This is a genomic window from Aliivibrio sp. S10_S31, from assembly GCF_014694495.1.
Lineage (GTDB): Bacteria > Pseudomonadota > Gammaproteobacteria > Enterobacterales > Vibrionaceae > Aliivibrio > Aliivibrio fischeri.
In genome coordinates, this window is sequence record NZ_JAAUWR010000005.1 from 82,677 (window position 1) to 99,833 (window position 17,157).

The following is a 17,157-nucleotide window of genomic DNA, read 5'->3' on the forward strand; positions in this document are numbered from 1 at the left end:
AAGCGATGATTCTCATGATATTTCTTCCTTGGAAAGCCTCTTTTTTTCACTCTATCGTGTGCGCATATTCGCATTGCAGGAGATAATAATGAAAAAAATAGGATTAGTAGTTGGTTTAGGCGTCGTTGCTTATTTTGGAACGGTTTACATTGTTGATTCATCAGATGAAGCGCTTAGCCAAAGAAAATTAGCTCAAGCACAGATTAAAGATGACCCTATATCTTCTGCTGCGTTTAAAGTATTAACAGAAAACGGCTGTGGTTACTGCCATACTGAAAATAGCGAAATGCCTTTTTATGCTAACTTTCCTATCGCTAAACAGATCATGCAAAAAGATGTGGAGAGTGGATTACGTCATTTCCAATTTGATGATGTATTAAATAGCTTTCAAGTTGGTAATGAAGTTTCAGATGTTGCCTTAGCTAAAATCAGTGGTGTATTGAATGATGAATCAATGCCACCAAAAGCGTATTTGTCTATGCACTGGAGATCAAGCTTATCTAATGAAGAAAAACATACTCTACGCACATGGATAAAGCAGGAACAAAAGAATAAACACTCATTGGCTAGTAGTGAATATAAATACGAAGCGGTTCAACCGATTAATGCACATGTCATTGTAGATGAGCAAAAAGTGGCATTAGGTGATGCGTTATACCATGATAAACGTCTTTCTGGTGATAACACGGTAGCTTGTTCTAGCTGTCATTCACTGTCAACGGGCGGAGTAGATAGATTAACTACATCAACCGGTATTAATGGTTCAAAAGGCCCAATTAATGCGCCGACGGTGTTTAACTCATCTTACAATATCCATCAATTCTGGGACGGTCGTGCGAATGATTTACAAGAGCAAGCGGGTGGACCACCGATGAACCCTATTGAGATGGGGTCAATATCATGGGAGCAAATTACAGGAAAACTTGAACTTGATGAAGAGATGAAAGCGACCTTTGCTAAGATTTACCCTGATGGGAGCACTGGTGAAAACATCACCGATGCGATTGCTGAGTTTGAGAAAACCTTGATCACTCCGAACAGTCGATTTGACCAATTCTTAAAAGGTGATGCGTTAGCGTTGAATGCGCAAGAGCAACACGGTTATGAATTATTTAAACAAAACAAATGTTCGACGTGTCATGCTGGTCAAGCTATGGGTGGACAAACGTTTGAAGTCATGGGGTTAAAAGCGGATTACTTTGGTGAGCGAGGCAATGTATCTGAAGTTGATAATGGTCGTTTTAATGTGACGAGTAAAGCACATGATATGAACCGCTTTAAAGTTCCGACATTACGCAATATTGCATTAACGGCACCGTATTTCCATGATGGTAGCGCTGAGACACTAGATGACGCAGTTGCAGCTATGGCGCAATACCAAGTTGGTGTGACTTTATCTAAAAGTGAAGTTGAAGATATTAGCGCTTATTTGAAAACCTTAACTGGTGAGTACAAAGGTGAAATGCTGAATTAATTCGGGATTCATTAAATGATAAAAGGAGATCATGCGATCTCCTTTTTTATTGGTGGGCTATCTCATCGAGAAAATCTAATCGTTCCTTTTCTTCTTCTGACATTTTATAAGGCTGATCATTTAAGCTAGATACATCAAATGAAGAGAGAGAGTAGCTCTGCTCTTTGCTTATTCCATAATGTGCTTTTTCACCAGGAAAGCCTGACATTTTTTCTACGGTAATGCTGCGTAACTCAAAATCGTTTCCTTTCCCTTTTAACACAGAATGGTGCGCTTTTAGTTCAAATGTCACCTCACCCGTTGTAAGAGGCATCTTATTCATAAGAGAAGCGACTGGTTTCCCATTACTTTGATATAAGTTAGCTCGAATTCGGTACAAACCAGATTCTTTCACATCAACTTGTAAAGGAATGATCATATCACTGCCTTGCGAGTAAGGGGCAGATACTTGGTTAACAAAGGCGATTGGGTTAGAGAACTGAAAATCCGCAGTTAATACATCATCACCTTGGTCAAAAGAGATATTTGCTTTTATACGAATTTCTTGTGGCCAATCTTGTTTAGGTGAAAATTCAACGCTTAGCTCTTGAGTATATAGGTTAGCAAGTGTCTTTTGAGTTTCAATATCAATCAGCTGGTATTCAATATGGTCAACATTAAGGTCAGAATTTAAGGTCACACTAATAGGCTCAGGGTAACTAAAACGATATTTACTTAATCTTAGTGAGGCTGAGTGACTTCCATCTAATACAGGCAAGGCAATTTCAGTAAAGTGATTGGGTTCAAGGTAGCTATGGCTATTAGGGGTTAATGGCAAAGAGTAGCTAGGGTATTGAAGCTCTTGTTCGTATATTTGAGATAATAATGCGAACTGTTGACTTACTTCTTCTGGCGTTGATTCTGAATCGATAGGTTCAGGTGTTATTGATTTTATGGTGCGGCTCTCTTGCTTTTGGTGGAGTGGTTTGGGCAGCAAGGTGTTTGCCGATGCAGATTCACTTTCCGTTTTAGATAAAGGAGAAGCTTTCGCTGAGGTCGGTGTTGTTTCTTGGATTATCCAATGATAAAACACTGCTGAACAAGTCAGCAGTGTTCCAATTACAAACGCGTTTTTATTCATTATAGTAGCTCACTGACTAATTCGGATATAGTTTTTGTGTTTGATTGATCTACATAACGATAAGTGGTTTCAGTCAATGGATAAGTTACAAATTTTGTTGTAACTTCAAGGAGAGTATTATCAAGTAATCTTGCTTGTTTATTTGCTGCAACAACTCGCCCTTGAATATCAGTTCCAATTAATCCGTTGTGGCTATAATGCTCTCCCATGAGTAATGGATAATGGTAAGGCATAAAGCTCGTAACTGCATTAGCTTGATAGGTTACTTTGCCATTAAACGCAATTGTGGTTGAACAGCTTGAAAATGAATTAGCTTGACTGGCCCCACATGAAGAGTGGCTCGCTACTACGCCATCATCTTTACCTAATAAAAATGGACTTGTTGAACGAACATAATCACTGCCTTTACCAACCAAGCGAATTCTGGGGATACGGTTGTCAGGTAGCGCCGCTATTTGACGAGCATTCGCTACTTTTAAATCATTAAGAACCCCCGTATTTTTAGGTGATGGCACTTCCCCAAGCCATAGTGACATTGCGTATTTTAGAGGGGCATTTAAATACCCACTGCCTTCTGAAATATTAATCGCAAGATCACCTAATTCAGAACCTCCACCAGCACCAGCAAAATCAAACGTTGCAATGATTTTTAAAGGTGTTAGGCCTGCATTAGTCAGCCAATTTTCTTGGTTATCTAACAAATGACGAGCAACTAAATCGCCAGTAGAGTGAGTAACTAAAATACAACCATTTTTACAGGTGTTATTTTTAGATAGCTCTTGGAGTTTTGGCCAGATGTAATCGGTAGATATTTTTCCTGCTACTCGTTCTTGAGATGGCCAATCAATACGGTCATCGGCCTTGGCTAGCCAATAGTCTTGCCAGTAATTTTTACCATCAGCAACAACAGCGTCATGAGTAGGTTTGGTTTGTAGTTGTCCTGCTTGGAAGCCGTGGATCAAAATAATCGGATGATCACCAAGAGCAGCGAAGCTACTTAGTGGGAAGGTTAATGAAGAGAATAGCAACAATTGAGAAAGTAATTTCATAAAAGTAACTCTTTTTTAATGATGTTGTTACATGGTAGAAGCTCTACCTTTATTAAGCAAACCAATCAATCGATTGCGTTCTCATTTATAAGATGAACTTTAACATCAATAAGGTAGAACAAATAATGTAACTAAATACAAACTTTGACATTTCTTCTTACAGTCCGTAATGGTAACCACTGAGTGAATTCGTTAGAGTCCCCCCGTCAAGATCGCTCAACCAATCAAGAGTGGTTAGATTATTTCTCGTTTCTATAAGGAACACCTCATGAACACACATCTACAGGAACCTCCAAGTTGGTGGTTTAACTTATTAAATAAATGATGTTCTGAGGATAATTACGTCTTCAGAGCAGAGGACGTATTATGGAATTTGTACAAAAAAATTCGACTTCACACACTGATACTTCAGAGATGATGCACAAAGAAGCGCATATTGAAAGTCTGGGGATCAGCATCAAGAATGCTTCTATTGGTTTACTTTATAAAAAGCGTGTTTTTTGGCTCGTTATTTTAGTTTTTGGAAATATTTTTTCTGGAGCAGGAATCGCGTATTTTGAAGAGATCATTACCTCTTATGTTGCGTTGGTTTTCTTTTTACCACTATTAATTGATAGCGGTGGTAATGCGGGATCGCAATCAGCAACATTAATGGTTCGAGCGCTGGCCACTGGCGATGTTCATCCCAATGATTGGGGGCGAATGTTAGCAAGAGAAGTGTTTGTTGCTTTAGGTCTTGGTTTTAGTATGGCAATCGCTGTTTATTTTTTGGGGCTATATCGTGGTGGTTATGAAATCGCGATGGTCGTCGGCATCAGTATGGTAGCCATTGTGTTAATTGGTAGTTTGGTTGGAACTGTTCTGCCTTTTGTTTTGCATAAACTCAACTTGGACCCTGCATCAGCCAGTGCCCCTATGATCACATCCATTGCTGATATCTCAGGGGTATTGATTTATTTTGCTATCGCTTCTGCACTATTAGATATCGGTTAATATAATAAAAGCCCAGAGATTCACTGCTCTGGGCTTTCTTGTTTCTATTCTTTGCCTTTAATTTGAGGATTATTTTTTATTAACTCTTTAAATTGTTCTAATAGCGCAATACTTTGTTTATTTTGCTGCCCATCTTTATGCAGATAAGCGCCAATCGTCGCTTTACCAAAGCATTTCTTCATTTTTAACGGCACAATCCCAAAACCTTCAAAATACGCTTTCATGCCTACTGGGTAAGGTAAAATAGCGTCACTATTTTGCAGTAAATCAAGAGCCGTTAATAAGGAGTTGGTGTTGTAAATCACCTTTTCTTGCAGGTAGTGTCGCTTTTGAAAGGTACTTAATTCATTATTTTGTTGTTGCACGAGATGCGCATAGCGTTTTTTTGATGCCCCTAAATCAACTGAAGGAAAACGGGCAATATCTTCGTCACTACATACTCGCTCTAAGAGTGGATGATCTTTTCGAACATACACTTCTTCATGACTACTAAATAGGGGGTGGAAAAGGATATCTTCGTATTGAGCCAGGCCTAATATTTCATGGCCGACAAAAATGCTGATTTCATCACTAAGGAGCAGGTTCATTAACTGCAAGTGGTCACCTACATCAATGGTGATATTGCTGTGAGGGTTGGTATCTCTAAAATCTTGAACACAGTCACGAACAAATAGATGCCACCAAGCATCACCGCAACCAATTTTTAATTCCGTTTGGTGCCGTAACTTATTTTTTTCTAATTTATGAAGGGTATTTTCGTATAAATGCTGCATCATTTTGGCTTGCTCGTAGAGCACTTCGCCACTGGAGGTGAGGGTGATCCCTTTTGAATTGCGATAAAACAGTTTGCTTCCCAGCTTTTCCTCTAGTTTCTGCATATTATGACTTAACGTCGGTTGGCTTAAGCATAAGGTGTTCGCGGCTTGCGTAACATTTTGTGCTTTTGCAACTTGTATGAATTGAAGCATTAATTTAAACATAATAGCTCTTCAGACTAATCGAAAAGAGCTATTTTATGTTTCTTATCAATACATTGCTACTTATAGCGTTTAAATCTGATAAACAGCAAAGCCAAATGCAGGCACCGTCAAACTTTGCGTTAATTTAACGGCGGTTTCATGATAAATATCGGTGACCTCTTGATCACACCACTCACAAGGAAGCGTCATACAAGCGGGGGCATTACTGTTGTTCATAGCTATAATAATACGTTCACCCTGATATTCTTTTTGGTAGATAAAGCACTGTTGTTCATCGTCAACCACTAGCCAGTTTATGGCATGAGCACGTAACGCTGGGTGAGCTTTACGTAGTTTGATGATCTGCATAATGTGATGTTTCATGTTCATATCATGCTGACGTTCATCCCAAATCATGCATTTTCGGTTAAGTGGATCAGCACCGCCATCTAACCCAATTTCACCACCGTAATAAATACAAGGCGTACCACTGTGAGTGAATTGGAACAAATAGGCTAACTTCGCTTTCTCTTTATTGCCGTTGCATCGGTTAATAATGCGTGGTGTATCGTGACTATCAAGTAATGAAAAGGCCACTTCATTCACGTTAATAGGGTAGTTGGCATTAACGTCATTTACCGCAAATTTAAACTGATTTGCACTTAGGTTGTCATGGGCAAAAAAGCCTAACATGGCATCCGCTAATGGGTAATTCATTACGCCATCAAACTGATCGCCACCTAGCCAGTTCATCGAGTCGTGCCACACTTCACCTAAAATATATAACTCAGGTTTGATGGCTTTTAGTTCATCACGGAAGCGTCGCCAAAAACGTTGATCAACTTCGTTTGCTACATCTAAACGCCATGCATCAATATCAAAGTTTTTCACCCAGTAGCGGCCAACTTCAATTAGGTATTCAATCACTTCTGGATTTTCTGTATTGAGTTTTGGCATGTTTTGCGCAAAAGCAAAGGCACGATAATTTAATTGCTCTTTACTGTGGTACGCTTTTTTTGACTCATCAATCAGTGGAAATTGCTCAACATAAAACCAATCGATGTATTGGGAGTCTTTGCCATGTTTAATGACATCTTGCCACTGAATTGAATTAGCACCGATATGATTAAATACCGCATCTAGCATGACTTTCATGCCACGTTTATGTGCTTCATCTATTAAGGTATGAACCGTTTCATCACTACCAAAAGCGGGGTCTACTTTTAAATAATCGGTGGTGTCGTATTTATGGTTCGTTTCACCTTGAGTGATTGGCGTGAAATAAATACCCGTAATACCGAGGTCTTGCAGGTAATCAAGATGATCAATAACCCCTTGTAAATCGCCACCAAAGAAACTGTTGGTTTTTGGATCTTCTGATCCCCAAGGTAATACATTTTTTGGTGAGATAGATGGATCACCATTAGCAAAACGCTCTGGGAAGATTTGATACCAAATGGTTTCTTTAACCCATTCTGGTGCAGTAAACACATCGGTTGGGTTCATGTATGGGAAGCAATAAAAATTCAGTAATTGACTGAGTATTGGATCGGCGTCATCGGTTATTTGGGTGATGAGCTTTTCGCTTACCAGTAACTTTTCACTGTCTTTGCCTTCAAGAAGGAAAGCGTAACGTGCACGATAAAAGCGAGGTTGTGCTTCACAGAACCAATAGTCAAACAGTTCTGTTTCACACTCTTTTATCATGGGTAAATTGGTTCCACCTGTCCAGCCGCTTGCGTCTTCTGCATTTAAGTTGCCGCCACCGCCACCAAAGGTCCAATCGTATGGATCGCCAATTCTTAGCGTTGCATTGTCTACTTCTCCTTTTGCGGTACGAATTCGCAAATGAAGCGTGTCCTTATCATATGCATAAGAATAACTAGAGTGAGATCGATGATAAATCGCTGCTTTTGTAATCATTATTAATACCGTTTAGCGTTAAGTTCGTAATGGTTAGATACGTTCTTCATAATGTTTAAGAACACGTAACACTTCGCTGACGCTCCAAGCTTGAGCAAAACAGCCTCGAGATTGGTTAGGTGAATAACCATCATAAATTTCAGCTAATTGACCAATACACCCTTCAGATAGTGCATCTTGGTTATGAGCAATGAACTGCTCGACAATGTGCATGAGTGACGCGTCATTAGGGAAGTGACGTAAAATACCCATCAGGAACTGACCAATCATAAAGCCCCAGACGGTACCTTGGTGGTAAGCCATATCACGATCATAATGAGACCCAGTATGTACCGATTTAAACTCGGGGTCTTGCATCGCTAAAGAGCGTAAACCAAGCGGGGTATAAAGGTGCTGGTAGATATTTAAAATAACCGAACGCGCTTTTTCTTCACTTAAAATAGGGAACGGAAGACCAACAGCATAAGCTTGGTTTGGACGAATTTGTTGGTTCACCTCCTCACCTTTAATCCAATCGTTTAAATAGCCTTTATCATTATAGAAAGCGTGATTAAATGTTTCTTTTACTTGCTCAGTCAGAGTCGGTAATTCTGGCATTGATTTCCCTAACTTTTGGTTAAAGAAATGCAGAATAGATAACGCGTTATACCAAAGCGCATTGATCTCAACGGCGCAACCTTGGCGAGGTGTTGGAAGAATATCGCCATAACGAACGTCCATCCATGTCAGTTGATCCAAACCACTACCACCGCTAATTAAGCCGTTATCTAGCATTTTGATATCGAAATCGGTGCCATTGCGATAATGCTGATAAATATTCACCATGCAGTCGTAAGCTTCATCACGAATAAAATCGAGATCGTTACTGGCTTGGTAATATTCATACAGACTCACCACAAATAAAAGGGCGGCATCAATGGTGTTGTACATAGGTTCGACACCCGCTTCAGGGAATAAGTTGGGTAAGATCCCTTTATGCTCATAACGGATGAAGGTTCTGAATATTTGTTTTGCATCTTCAAATTGGTTGGTGGATAAATTACATCCCCAAAGTGCAATCATGGTATCGCGTCCCCAATCGGCAAAAAATGGGTAGCCAGCAATGATGGATTTCGATTCGGTTGAATCACGCATGACGACAAATTGATCACTTGCTCGAACCAATTGCTGAGCAAACGTACTCTTTAGGCCTGATTGTGTAATACACGCTTGCTGACGTTGAACTTCCTCATTGATCATGGTTTCAATAGAGCTTGGTGCTAAGTAATGCGCTCGTTCTTCTTCTGCCTCGAAGATAACAAAAAAGGATTCGTTACTCTCTGTACCATCAAAAGTAATGGTATGCAGCGCCACTTGAGCATCACTTGCCGAACGTCCATCTCTAGCGTCATAAGAGAAATACAACCCAGACTCATAGCTTGGTGCTGATAGGGCCGTATTTGAACCGTTATGACGGTAATGCAATGTTTGTCCGTTACTGCTCACCTTGCCTTCTTGATGAATGAAAGTTTGCTCTTTTGATAGAGCCTCACCTTTCGCACAGAAGTGATATTTCGGTGTGATATCTAAAGTGAATGGGTGTTTTAACGGATTAAATACACGATACTCAACCCCTAAGCGGTTCACGCCTTGCGCCATGACGATGGTCTTTGTGATTTCAATACCATCGATACGATAGGTGTATTGAGGTAAGTAAGTCTGGCTAAAATTATCAAATAAAAGGGATGAATCAACCGTATCGTATGGGTTCACTTTTGCTTGAGAAGAGAGTGGGTGTGATGTGCCATTTGCCAGTGTAAGGCGATCATCTAAATGGCGAACAAAACAAAAACGACTATTAGGAGCCACTAGGCTTCCCATAAATAGCGCGTGATCATTTCGGCTACAAGAACCAGCAAGAGTTAATGATGAATAACCGCCTAACCCGTTGGTTAGTAAGTAATTTGATTCTTCAAGGCGATTCATATCGCGAAAGTTAGCTTTAGAAAGAGAGATTTTCATGTGAAATCCTTTATGACAAAAAATACCTAACCGGCTAGCTTGTGCCTTTTTGGCCTACGATAGGCCAATAAGTCAGATAGCGATGGGTGTTAGCTTTTAATTTCGTTGTAAACTAGTAATAACTTTTGTACTTCACCTTGGGTATAAGCGAGATCTTGGCTCTGTTCATATTCCCAAAGTGGTGTGATGTGAAGGCTCTCTTTGGTTGGTGTTACCTTCATGGCGACAATGCGCTCTTGGTGTTTATCGGAAATAAAAAATAAATACGGTTGTGGTTGTTCAAGTAATGCATTGTATTGAGATGGCGTGGTGTAAACGGCATTCACCGCTTTGACCTCTTTTGAACCATAAAAGCGTTGTGCTTCTGCTAATACTGGTAAGGCCATCTCTTCAAGTTGTTCATAGCTGCTTTCTACATGAAATGATCCACAGTCACTTGGGATCTGATCACGAAGTGCTTTAAATTGGTTTTGAATGGATTCGAGCGAAAGGGTTGCATAGCTATTTTCAAACCCTTTAGCAGAAAGAAAAAGCGCCTCATTGTTTACACATTGTTTGAACTTTTCTTGTTGTTCAACAAAGGTGCTGAATTCAAATGAAGGCTTTGGCAGGTTGCTATAGGCGATAATAAACCCCGAAATAAAAATAACGATGGCAACCGCAATATGAAACATGTAGTCGTGAATGCGTTGAAGTTGTCCGCGAAAAATCAAGGTATGCCTCCTTTTTGTTAAGGCGAAATGTGTGAAGAACTTCCCTCATAACGCCGTAATGTGACGCAAGAGGGAAGGGTTATGGGAGCAATTATTTTTGGAACTCAGCCGCTTTGATTGGGTATTTAATCGATTCTTGAGTATCACTATCAAAAAAGTGAAGTTTGGTGTTATCGATAACTAACGTGATTTTTTCATCAATCTCAACGTCAGGTTCACCCGTCCCCAAAGTACCAACAAACATATTCATTGGTGCCGCATCGAAGAAAACATTGACGCTATCACCTAGATATTCGCTGTTTAATGCCGTGGTTTCAAAGCAGCAATCAGGGAAGGCTTCTTCGTATTTCTTGCCTGAACGAATTGCACTAGAGCGTGCGCCCAAGCAGACAGATTTACCGTTGTAACCAGCGTTATTTAATATGCGTTGGTCTTCTTCACTTAATGTGATTGTGAAAGAGTGACAAGTGAACTGCCCACCTTCATAAACCCCTTCAATAATGTTCATTGAAGGCATGCCCATAAAGGTCGCAACGAAGCTATTTTTAGGGTTAGTAAACAACTCTTTTGGCGTACCAATTTGCTGAACTTCGCCCATCGACATTAATACAATGCGATCAGCCATTGTCATTGCTTCAACTTGGTCATGCGTTACGTAAATAGTGATCGCACCTTTATCACGATGCATACGTGAAATCTCAGTACGAGTGGTAGTACGAAGTTTGGCGTCCAAGTTACTTAACGGCTCATCCATTAGATACAATTTTGGAGTACGAACCATGGCACGACCAAGGGCGACACGTTGACGTTGACCACCTGACAGCTCTTTTGGTTTGCGTTCTAGGTATTCTGTTAAGAACAGATCTTTTGAAATATTATCAACGTGATCTTTAATCTCACTCGCCGGGTAGTTACGCAGTTTTAATCCATAACCAATGTTGTCGCGAACAGACATATGTGGGTAGAGTGCATAGCTTTGGAATACCATCGCAATATCACGATCTTTAGAGCTTACGCTGTTAACGACTTTGCCATCAATGATGAACTCGCCTTCGGTAATGTCTTCTAACCCTGCAATCATACGAAGCGTGGTGGACTTACCGCACCCCGATGGGCCAACAAGTACAATAAACTCACCTTCTTCAATATCGATGTTGAAGTTACTTACTGAGTAGGTATCAGAATTAGGGTATTTTTTATTGATGTTTCTTAGTGAAATCTTGCTCATTATCCTTTTACTCCACCAGACGTTAAGCCGCCCACGATATAATCTTGAAATTTATAAAATACAACCACAGGAGGAATTGCAGCCAAGACCGCCCCTGCAGCAAACACGTTGTAGCTTGATTCTTTAATATTGTTGATAAGCCCCATGAGACCAACGGCCAATGTTTTCGCTTCTGCACTCATACTTGCGATCAGGAATTTCGGCATGATGATGTCGCCAATCGGGCCTAAGAAACAGAAGATCGCAATAACCATGATCATCGGTTTTACTAACGGCAGTAGAATCTCAGTGAAGATCTGCATTTGTGTAGCGCCATCAATTTTTGCTGATTCATCCAACGCTCGAGGAATGGAATCGTAGTAACCCTTCATCAAAATGGTGTTCATGGTTATCCCACCTGTGGTGTAGATAAGGATCATAAAGATGTAGGTATATAACGTGGCATTCTCAGAGCTGTAGATCCCAATCGAACTTGCAATAGCGTAAAGCGCGATCAAACCACTACCCGATGGGATGATTTGAATGATCAATAGTGACATCAATGCACTTTTACGTGATTGGTAACGGTAGCGTGAATAAACAAAGCCAGACACGGTTACAATTGCGGTAGAAAGCACCATAGTAATAATCGATACTAAGAAGGTATTTCGATACCAGCTTAAGTAAGGAATATCCGTAAACAGCGAAACAAAGTTTTCCGTTAAGCTGAAGTTTTCAGGAAAAAATGAGGTTGAATAGAGTGAGTTACTGACGTTAAACGCACTCATTAACGTAACCAAAATAGGGTAAATAATGACGATCACCATCGAAATTAAAAACGCATAGCTAAAGAATAGCCCTAGGTTTTTTGTGATGACATGGCGATTGAATTTGGTTGCTTTTGCTTGGTGATTAAGATTGATTGCCTTATCCATTACATCACTTCCTCATTTTTAAATGCGCCCGCTTTTAGCCATGAATACAGAACAACTGCACCCACAACCGTACTGGTAATCAAGGTGTAAACTGCCGCTTCGTTGTATTTCGCATCCATCATTAAACGGAAACCAAGAGATGAAATGGTATCCAATGGTTTGTAGATAGAACCGACGGTTTGAACCGTTGCTTCACCTAGCATGTAAACAATGGTGACGTTGTTAAAGTTGAAGGTGAACTGGGTTATGAATACCGGAGCAACACTGATTAAAATCAATGGCAGGGTAATATCAAAGAAGTTAGTCCAAGCGTTACCACCATCAATGCCACTGGCTTCATAAAGATCATCTGGGATGGTTTGTAGTACGCCCGTTACTAAAATAAATACGTATGGGAATCCCAACCACGCTTGAATCAAAATAATGGTGATTTTGGCGTAGTCAGCATTAAGGAAGAACCCAATAGCGGTACTAATGTCATATTCATTACCCGTAAAGAAAGGAATAACCATGGTGTTCATTCCACCCACTTTTGAGAAAAAGAGTTGGAAAACTAAGATGGTTAAAAACGCAGGAACAGCCCAAGGTAAAATGTAAACGGTGCGGAAAAACTTTTTACCACGAATGTGTTTATTGTTTGCCACAACAGCCAGCAAAGTACCTAAGATGATGGTTAATGCCGAAGCACAGAAAGTCCACGTCAGTGTCCAAGTTAATGTTTCCTGAAACGCTGCTGCTGTTCGTTCACTGGTAAACAGACGCTCGAAGTTGGTTAATCCTTTCCATTCAATTAAAAACGCTGGAGGTAAAATCGGGCGTTTATAGTTGGTGAAAGCGACCACTATCGACACAATGGCAGGTAGTAAAGCAAAGATGAACAGAAGAATGAATTTAGGTGCTGTAATTAAATTAGGAACGATTTCGTGCGATAAACCACGAACCTTTTCTGTAAAGGTAATCGCAAAACCAGACTCTTCTATTTGGCGTTTCACATCTTTTGCATCACGAGCAAACGCATAGTGTAGAGCTAAAAAGACCAATAGCATTAAAGCGCCAATGGTTGAACCGACCATAATAAGGAAAGAGTCGTCAACAAAGCGCTCAGCACCAATTGTGATTTTTCCATTAGGCTGCTCAACAGCTAATAGACGGAAATTAGGTAGAATAAATTGAATATAAACCAATATCTCTAAGGACAGCATCGAGAAACCAAATACGGCTTCGCGCATACGACGCAGTAGAAGGTGTCCACTGCCTGGGATTGCCATAGAGAGCCAGAAAACAAACTGTTGACTCATGTTATAACCTACTTTTTTATTAAGTTAGTGTAGATATGTAACGGATTTAGGGGACAACGATGCCCTAATTTAATAGGGACACCGTTGAGGTTGGTACGTTGAAAAGAGTGAATTACATATCTTCAATGTCGATTTCGATTGTCTCAACTGCGGCATCAAGTACTGCTTTGGTATCTTGACCTTGAGCGATTTGAGCTAGAGCCGTTTTCATCGGGCCCCATACTTTCATGAACTCAGGAATGCTTGGCATCGGTTGACCAATGTTCGTTGCATCGAAAATGGCTTTATGCAGTGAGCCTTCTTCGTACTTAACAGAAAGACTAGGTGATACTTCACGAGTCATTGAGTACCATTTTTGTGCATTTTCTGGTGTCGCCATAAACTTAATAAAGGCATTTGCACCATCTTTATTGCTGCTGTAGCCGTTAATTGTCATGCCTTTTGTGCCGGTAAGGGCTTTATATGGATAACTGCCATCCCAGCTAGGAATTGGAGCTGCACCAACGTTTACCCCTGATTTTTCAATATCAGCAATTGCCCAAGGACCATTGATGATGGCTTTTAGCTTACCTTCCATGAAGTATTTCATCATGATGTCATAAGCAACCGTGTCATCTTGCATTAGTGTCCAGTGGCCTACGCCACTCTTGTAAAGGCTTTGAGCTGCGAGGCCAGCTTTAATTGAGCCTTCGTTGTTCAGACCAATATTTTCAGGATTATTGTCTTGGAAAATGTAACCACCGTTAGTCATGAATAGACCACCAGTGAAGTAGAAGTCTGTGAACTTAGCAGCCCATTCTGATGGCGGGATTTCTTTTAATGTTTTTGGTACTTCAGTCACCATGTCTTTGTTGTAAAGGAACAGAGTCGTATCTGTCGACATTGGTAGCATGTACGTTTGACCGTTATACGTTGCAGCATCCGTCGCTGCTTTAGTAAAGCCATTGATAGTAAAGTTAGCAGGAGTGATCAAATGTTGGTCCGCAAGCTCACCGATACGGTCATTTGGGATCATGAAAATATCAGCAATATTGCCTTTTTGCGTTGGTAGTGCTGCCAGTAAATCGAACATACTTGTTGCAGCAACTTCTACTTTAAAGTCTTTACCTTTGTTGAATTGCTCAGCTAATTCAGTGAAGTAAGGTACATAGCTTTTTTCTACGCCGATAACGATATTATCTGCAGCCATTGCAGTGCTTGAAAAGAGTAGTGCAGCTGATACGGCAAGCGATATTTTCTTAATCATTTGATTTCTCCTGAAAAGGGATAAAGTATTTTGAATCAATAAAATTACGTGAGTAAAGGTAGCTTTATTGTTATATCAATGAGTTACCTTTGATTTAATCGATACTCCCCAGAGTGCTCCCTGCGATGTATTTCATGCCTAAACGCTATCTATAAAAGAGTGTTGAGAGCGTCGACTGAATGTTTATTGAGGCTAATAATAGGAGGTCGTTGTGATAGGGTGAAATGCTATTTATGCGAGTCAGCCATAGATAAAATGCATATCACATAGATAAATGTTATCTACTAAACGATAAGAGAGGTATTTCAGCGGTTAGATAAGTTAAAAAACGTGAAGGCTATAACAGATTGTAGGGTGAGATGAAAAAAGCCCAACTCGATAATCGGTTGGGCTTAATTTTTATAAGTGAAAAATCAACTGAATTACAGCTGAAACTGTTCAAGTCTGGCTTTTAGATTATGAGTTAAACGGCTGATGTCCTGACAAGCAACTGCCGTTTGTGACGCACCTTCTGTCATTTCAGAAGAGGCCGTATTAATGTACTCAACACTTCGATTTAATTCTTCTGACACTGAGTTTTGCTCACTGCATGCGGTTGCTATGTGAGTGCTCATTTCTGCAATACTATCCACGGTATGTTCAATTTCACTGATTTGTTCACCCGCTTCATTTACTTGATTCACACATAATGAAATACCTTCTTGGCAATCACGACTTGATTGACCAATTTTATGAGTGTTTTCTTGTAGCTGGCTGATGATATCAATAATCTGAGTTGTTGAACTTTGTGTTCTTTGAGCAAGAGAGCGTACTTCATCAGCTACGACCGCAAAGCCTCGACCTTGTTCACCAGCACGAGCCGCTTCAATAGCCGCATTAAGTGCAAGTAAGTTAGTCTGCTCTGCAATACCACGAATAACATCAACCACCATATTAATGTTATTTGAGCTGGTTTCTAACTCCTGAGCAAGTTCATCTGACGTTTCAATTTGCTTAGAAACCGTTGAAATCACTTCAATGGTTTTTCTAAGAGTGTCATTACCGATTTTGGCTAACTCTGATGCAGAGTAAGCAGAAGTTACTCCGGTTTCTGTATTTTGAGCTACTTCATTAACCGCAGCTTGCATCTCAGTCATAGCGGAAGCAACAGAGCTTAATTCCATTTGCTGAGTTTGCATTCCTGATGCGGTTTGAGATGAAATCGCACTGACTTCTTCAACGGCTGTAGTTAGCTGAATAGTTGAGTCATTAATTTCAGATACTAACGTGTTTAGATTGGTTTGCATTGTCACTAACTCTTTAAGCAAAGTACCTAATTCATCTTTTGTTAGCTCTTCTTCATTAATGCGGTTATTAAGCTGTCCGCTGGCAATTTTTGATGCAAACTCTAAGGCACGGTCGATTGGACGACAAATAATTCGGGAAAGAAAAAGAGAAGATAAAATGATGGTTGAAGCAATGAACAGTGCTCCGATCCCGGTACTATAAAGCATAGAGTCTGCTTCTTGTTGTACATCGTTACTTATTTGATTCACAGAGACATCATTAAGAGCCAGCGTATCATCCAAGCTTGTTAGTGCCTTACTGTAGGTGCCAAAGCTGGATAGTACCACTTCATTAGCTTGGGTAGAGTTACCTTGGCTCAGTAAGTTATTGTATGAGTGAGTTTCTTTAATGTACTGATTCCAAGTATCTTTAAATATTTGAAAAGAAGCTCTTTCTTCAGAACTTAATGTCAAAGATTCATAAGATGACATTCCAGTTTGAACATCAGCTCTCCATTGGTCTAAATCTTTTAACCAATCATTAATGCTTGAATGTCCGGCATTAGGTAGCAGTGAAAATTCATCTTTTCGTACTTTTGTTATATCAACTTGAATTCCTTTTAACAGAGAAATGGAAGCCAAGCTTTTATTGGTGATGGTCGAAACATTGTCATTAAGGCGTGATAAATTAAGTATTATCAATACACCTACAATTGAAAAAATGGCAAAAACAATTAAGTAACTTCCCCATATTTTCTTTACTACACTTAAATCTTTTATCTTCATAGCTGCATACCTTAGTTATAACTCACTATTTTAAAAGGTTAATGAATTGTCTAACTAATATATCGACTGGTTAAAATAAAGCCTTAATGATATTTATGTAAATAATGATTCAGCAGAGGAAATGATGCGAAAGATGTGAGGGGAGTCAACTTACAGATACAAAAAAGCCCAACCTCTTTCGAAGTTGG

General features: G+C 39.9%; 13 protein-coding genes. 2 read left to right on the forward strand and 11 right to left on the reverse strand.

Going from position 1 to position 17,157, the window contains the following annotated elements; genetic code table 11:
* Positions 1-88: 88 nt before the first annotated feature.
* The gene (locus tag HC728_RS05980) at positions 89-1,474 is read left to right on the forward strand and encodes a cytochrome-c peroxidase (protein WP_190395204.1); all 1,386 of its coding nucleotides are present in this window, start codon (positions 89-91) and stop codon (positions 1,472-1,474) included.
* A 46-nt stretch (positions 1,475-1,520) separates the two neighbouring features.
* Here the strand turns inward: HC728_RS05980 and HC728_RS05985 are convergent, their stop codons facing one another.
* Positions 1,521-2,594 (reverse strand): hypothetical protein, encoded by a 1,074-nt coding sequence (locus HC728_RS05985; protein ID WP_190395205.1) that lies wholly within the window; start codon positions 2,592-2,594, stop codon positions 1,521-1,523.
* Positions 2,594-3,643, reverse strand: a complete 1,050-nt coding sequence (locus HC728_RS05990) for a hypothetical protein (protein ID WP_190395206.1) — start codon at positions 3,641-3,643, stop codon at positions 2,594-2,596. Before HC728_RS05990 ends, HC728_RS05985 begins: the two co-directional genes overlap by 1 nt.
* A gap of 366 nt (positions 3,644-4,009) precedes the next feature.
* Between HC728_RS05990 and HC728_RS05995 the strand changes: the two genes are divergently transcribed.
* A complete protein-coding gene (locus HC728_RS05995; protein WP_190395207.1) occupies positions 4,010-4,636 on the forward strand; it encodes a magnesium transporter in 627 nt (208 codons plus the stop codon).
* 44 nt (positions 4,637-4,680) lie between these two features.
* Here the strand turns inward: HC728_RS05995 and HC728_RS06000 are convergent, their stop codons facing one another.
* The 9 genes from HC728_RS06000 to HC728_RS06040 form a co-directional block, all read right to left on the reverse strand.
* Positions 4,681-5,616 carry a LysR family transcriptional regulator gene (locus HC728_RS06000; protein WP_005420656.1) on the reverse strand — a complete coding sequence of 312 codons (936 nt, stop codon included), beginning with the start codon at positions 5,614-5,616 and terminating at the stop codon, positions 4,681-4,683.
* A gap of 69 nt (positions 5,617-5,685) precedes the next feature.
* Positions 5,686-7,518 (reverse strand): glycoside hydrolase family 13 protein, encoded by a 1,833-nt coding sequence (locus HC728_RS06005; RefSeq protein ID WP_190395208.1) that lies wholly within the window; start codon positions 7,516-7,518, stop codon positions 5,686-5,688.
* Between the two features lie 33 nt (positions 7,519-7,551).
* On the reverse strand, positions 7,552-9,519 hold the full coding sequence (locus tag HC728_RS06010; RefSeq protein ID WP_190395209.1) for an amylo-alpha-1,6-glucosidase: 1,968 nt from the start codon (positions 9,517-9,519) through the stop codon (positions 7,552-7,554).
* An 89-nt stretch (positions 9,520-9,608) separates the two neighbouring features.
* Positions 9,609-10,232, reverse strand: coding sequence for a hypothetical protein (locus HC728_RS06015; RefSeq protein WP_047863475.1), 624 nt, complete (start codon positions 10,230-10,232; stop codon positions 9,609-9,611).
* A gap of 91 nt (positions 10,233-10,323) precedes the next feature.
* On the reverse strand, positions 10,324-11,460 hold the full coding sequence (locus HC728_RS06020) for an ABC transporter ATP-binding protein (RefSeq protein WP_012533390.1): 1,137 nt from the start codon (positions 11,458-11,460) through the stop codon (positions 10,324-10,326).
* Positions 11,460-12,374 (reverse strand): sugar ABC transporter permease, encoded by a 915-nt coding sequence (locus HC728_RS06025; protein WP_133415716.1) that lies wholly within the window; start codon positions 12,372-12,374, stop codon positions 11,460-11,462. Before HC728_RS06025 ends, HC728_RS06020 begins: the two co-directional genes overlap by 1 nt.
* The gene (locus HC728_RS06030; RefSeq protein ID WP_190395210.1) at positions 12,374-13,672 is read right to left on the reverse strand and encodes a carbohydrate ABC transporter permease; all 1,299 of its coding nucleotides are present in this window, start codon (positions 13,670-13,672) and stop codon (positions 12,374-12,376) included. The genes HC728_RS06025 and HC728_RS06030 overlap by 1 nt, the downstream gene beginning before the upstream one ends.
* Before the next feature lie 112 nt (positions 13,673-13,784).
* Entirely contained in the window at positions 13,785-14,918 is a 1,134-nt protein-coding gene (locus tag HC728_RS06035) for an extracellular solute-binding protein (RefSeq protein WP_190395211.1), read from the reverse strand.
* Between the two features lie 422 nt (positions 14,919-15,340).
* Positions 15,341-16,969, reverse strand: a complete 1,629-nt coding sequence (locus HC728_RS06040; protein ID WP_190395212.1) for a methyl-accepting chemotaxis protein — start codon at positions 16,967-16,969, stop codon at positions 15,341-15,343.
* Positions 16,970-17,157: the final 188 nt, after the last annotated feature.

Coding starts and splice junctions, on each gene's coding strand:
- HC728_RS05980 (WP_190395204.1), top strand. CDS start 89: ATGAAAAAAATAGGATTAGTAGTTGGTTTAGGCGTCGTTGCTTATTTT.
- HC728_RS05985 (WP_190395205.1), bottom strand. CDS start 2,594: ATGAATAAAAACGCGTTTGTAATTGGAACACTGCTGACTTGTTCAGCA.
- HC728_RS05990 (WP_190395206.1), bottom strand. CDS start 3,643: ATGAAATTACTTTCTCAATTGTTGCTATTCTCTTCATTAACCTTCCCA.
- HC728_RS05995 (WP_190395207.1), top strand. CDS start 4,010: ATGGAATTTGTACAAAAAAATTCGACTTCACACACTGATACTTCAGAG.
- HC728_RS06000 (WP_005420656.1), bottom strand. CDS start 5,616: ATGTTTAAATTAATGCTTCAATTCATACAAGTTGCAAAAGCACAAAAT.
- HC728_RS06005 (WP_190395208.1), bottom strand. CDS start 7,518: ATGATTACAAAAGCAGCGATTTATCATCGATCTCACTCTAGTTATTCT.
- HC728_RS06010 (WP_190395209.1), bottom strand. CDS start 9,519: ATGAAAATCTCTCTTTCTAAAGCTAACTTTCGCGATATGAATCGCCTT.
- HC728_RS06020 (WP_012533390.1), bottom strand. CDS start 11,460: ATGAGCAAGATTTCACTAAGAAACATCAATAAAAAATACCCTAATTCT.
- HC728_RS06025 (WP_133415716.1), bottom strand. CDS start 12,374: ATGGATAAGGCAATCAATCTTAATCACCAAGCAAAAGCAACCAAATTC.
- HC728_RS06030 (WP_190395210.1), bottom strand. CDS start 13,672: ATGAGTCAACAGTTTGTTTTCTGGCTCTCTATGGCAATCCCAGGCAGT.
- HC728_RS06035 (WP_190395211.1), bottom strand. CDS start 14,918: ATGATTAAGAAAATATCGCTTGCCGTATCAGCTGCACTACTCTTTTCA.
- HC728_RS06040 (WP_190395212.1), bottom strand. CDS start 16,969: ATGAAGATAAAAGATTTAAGTGTAGTAAAGAAAATATGGGGAAGTTAC.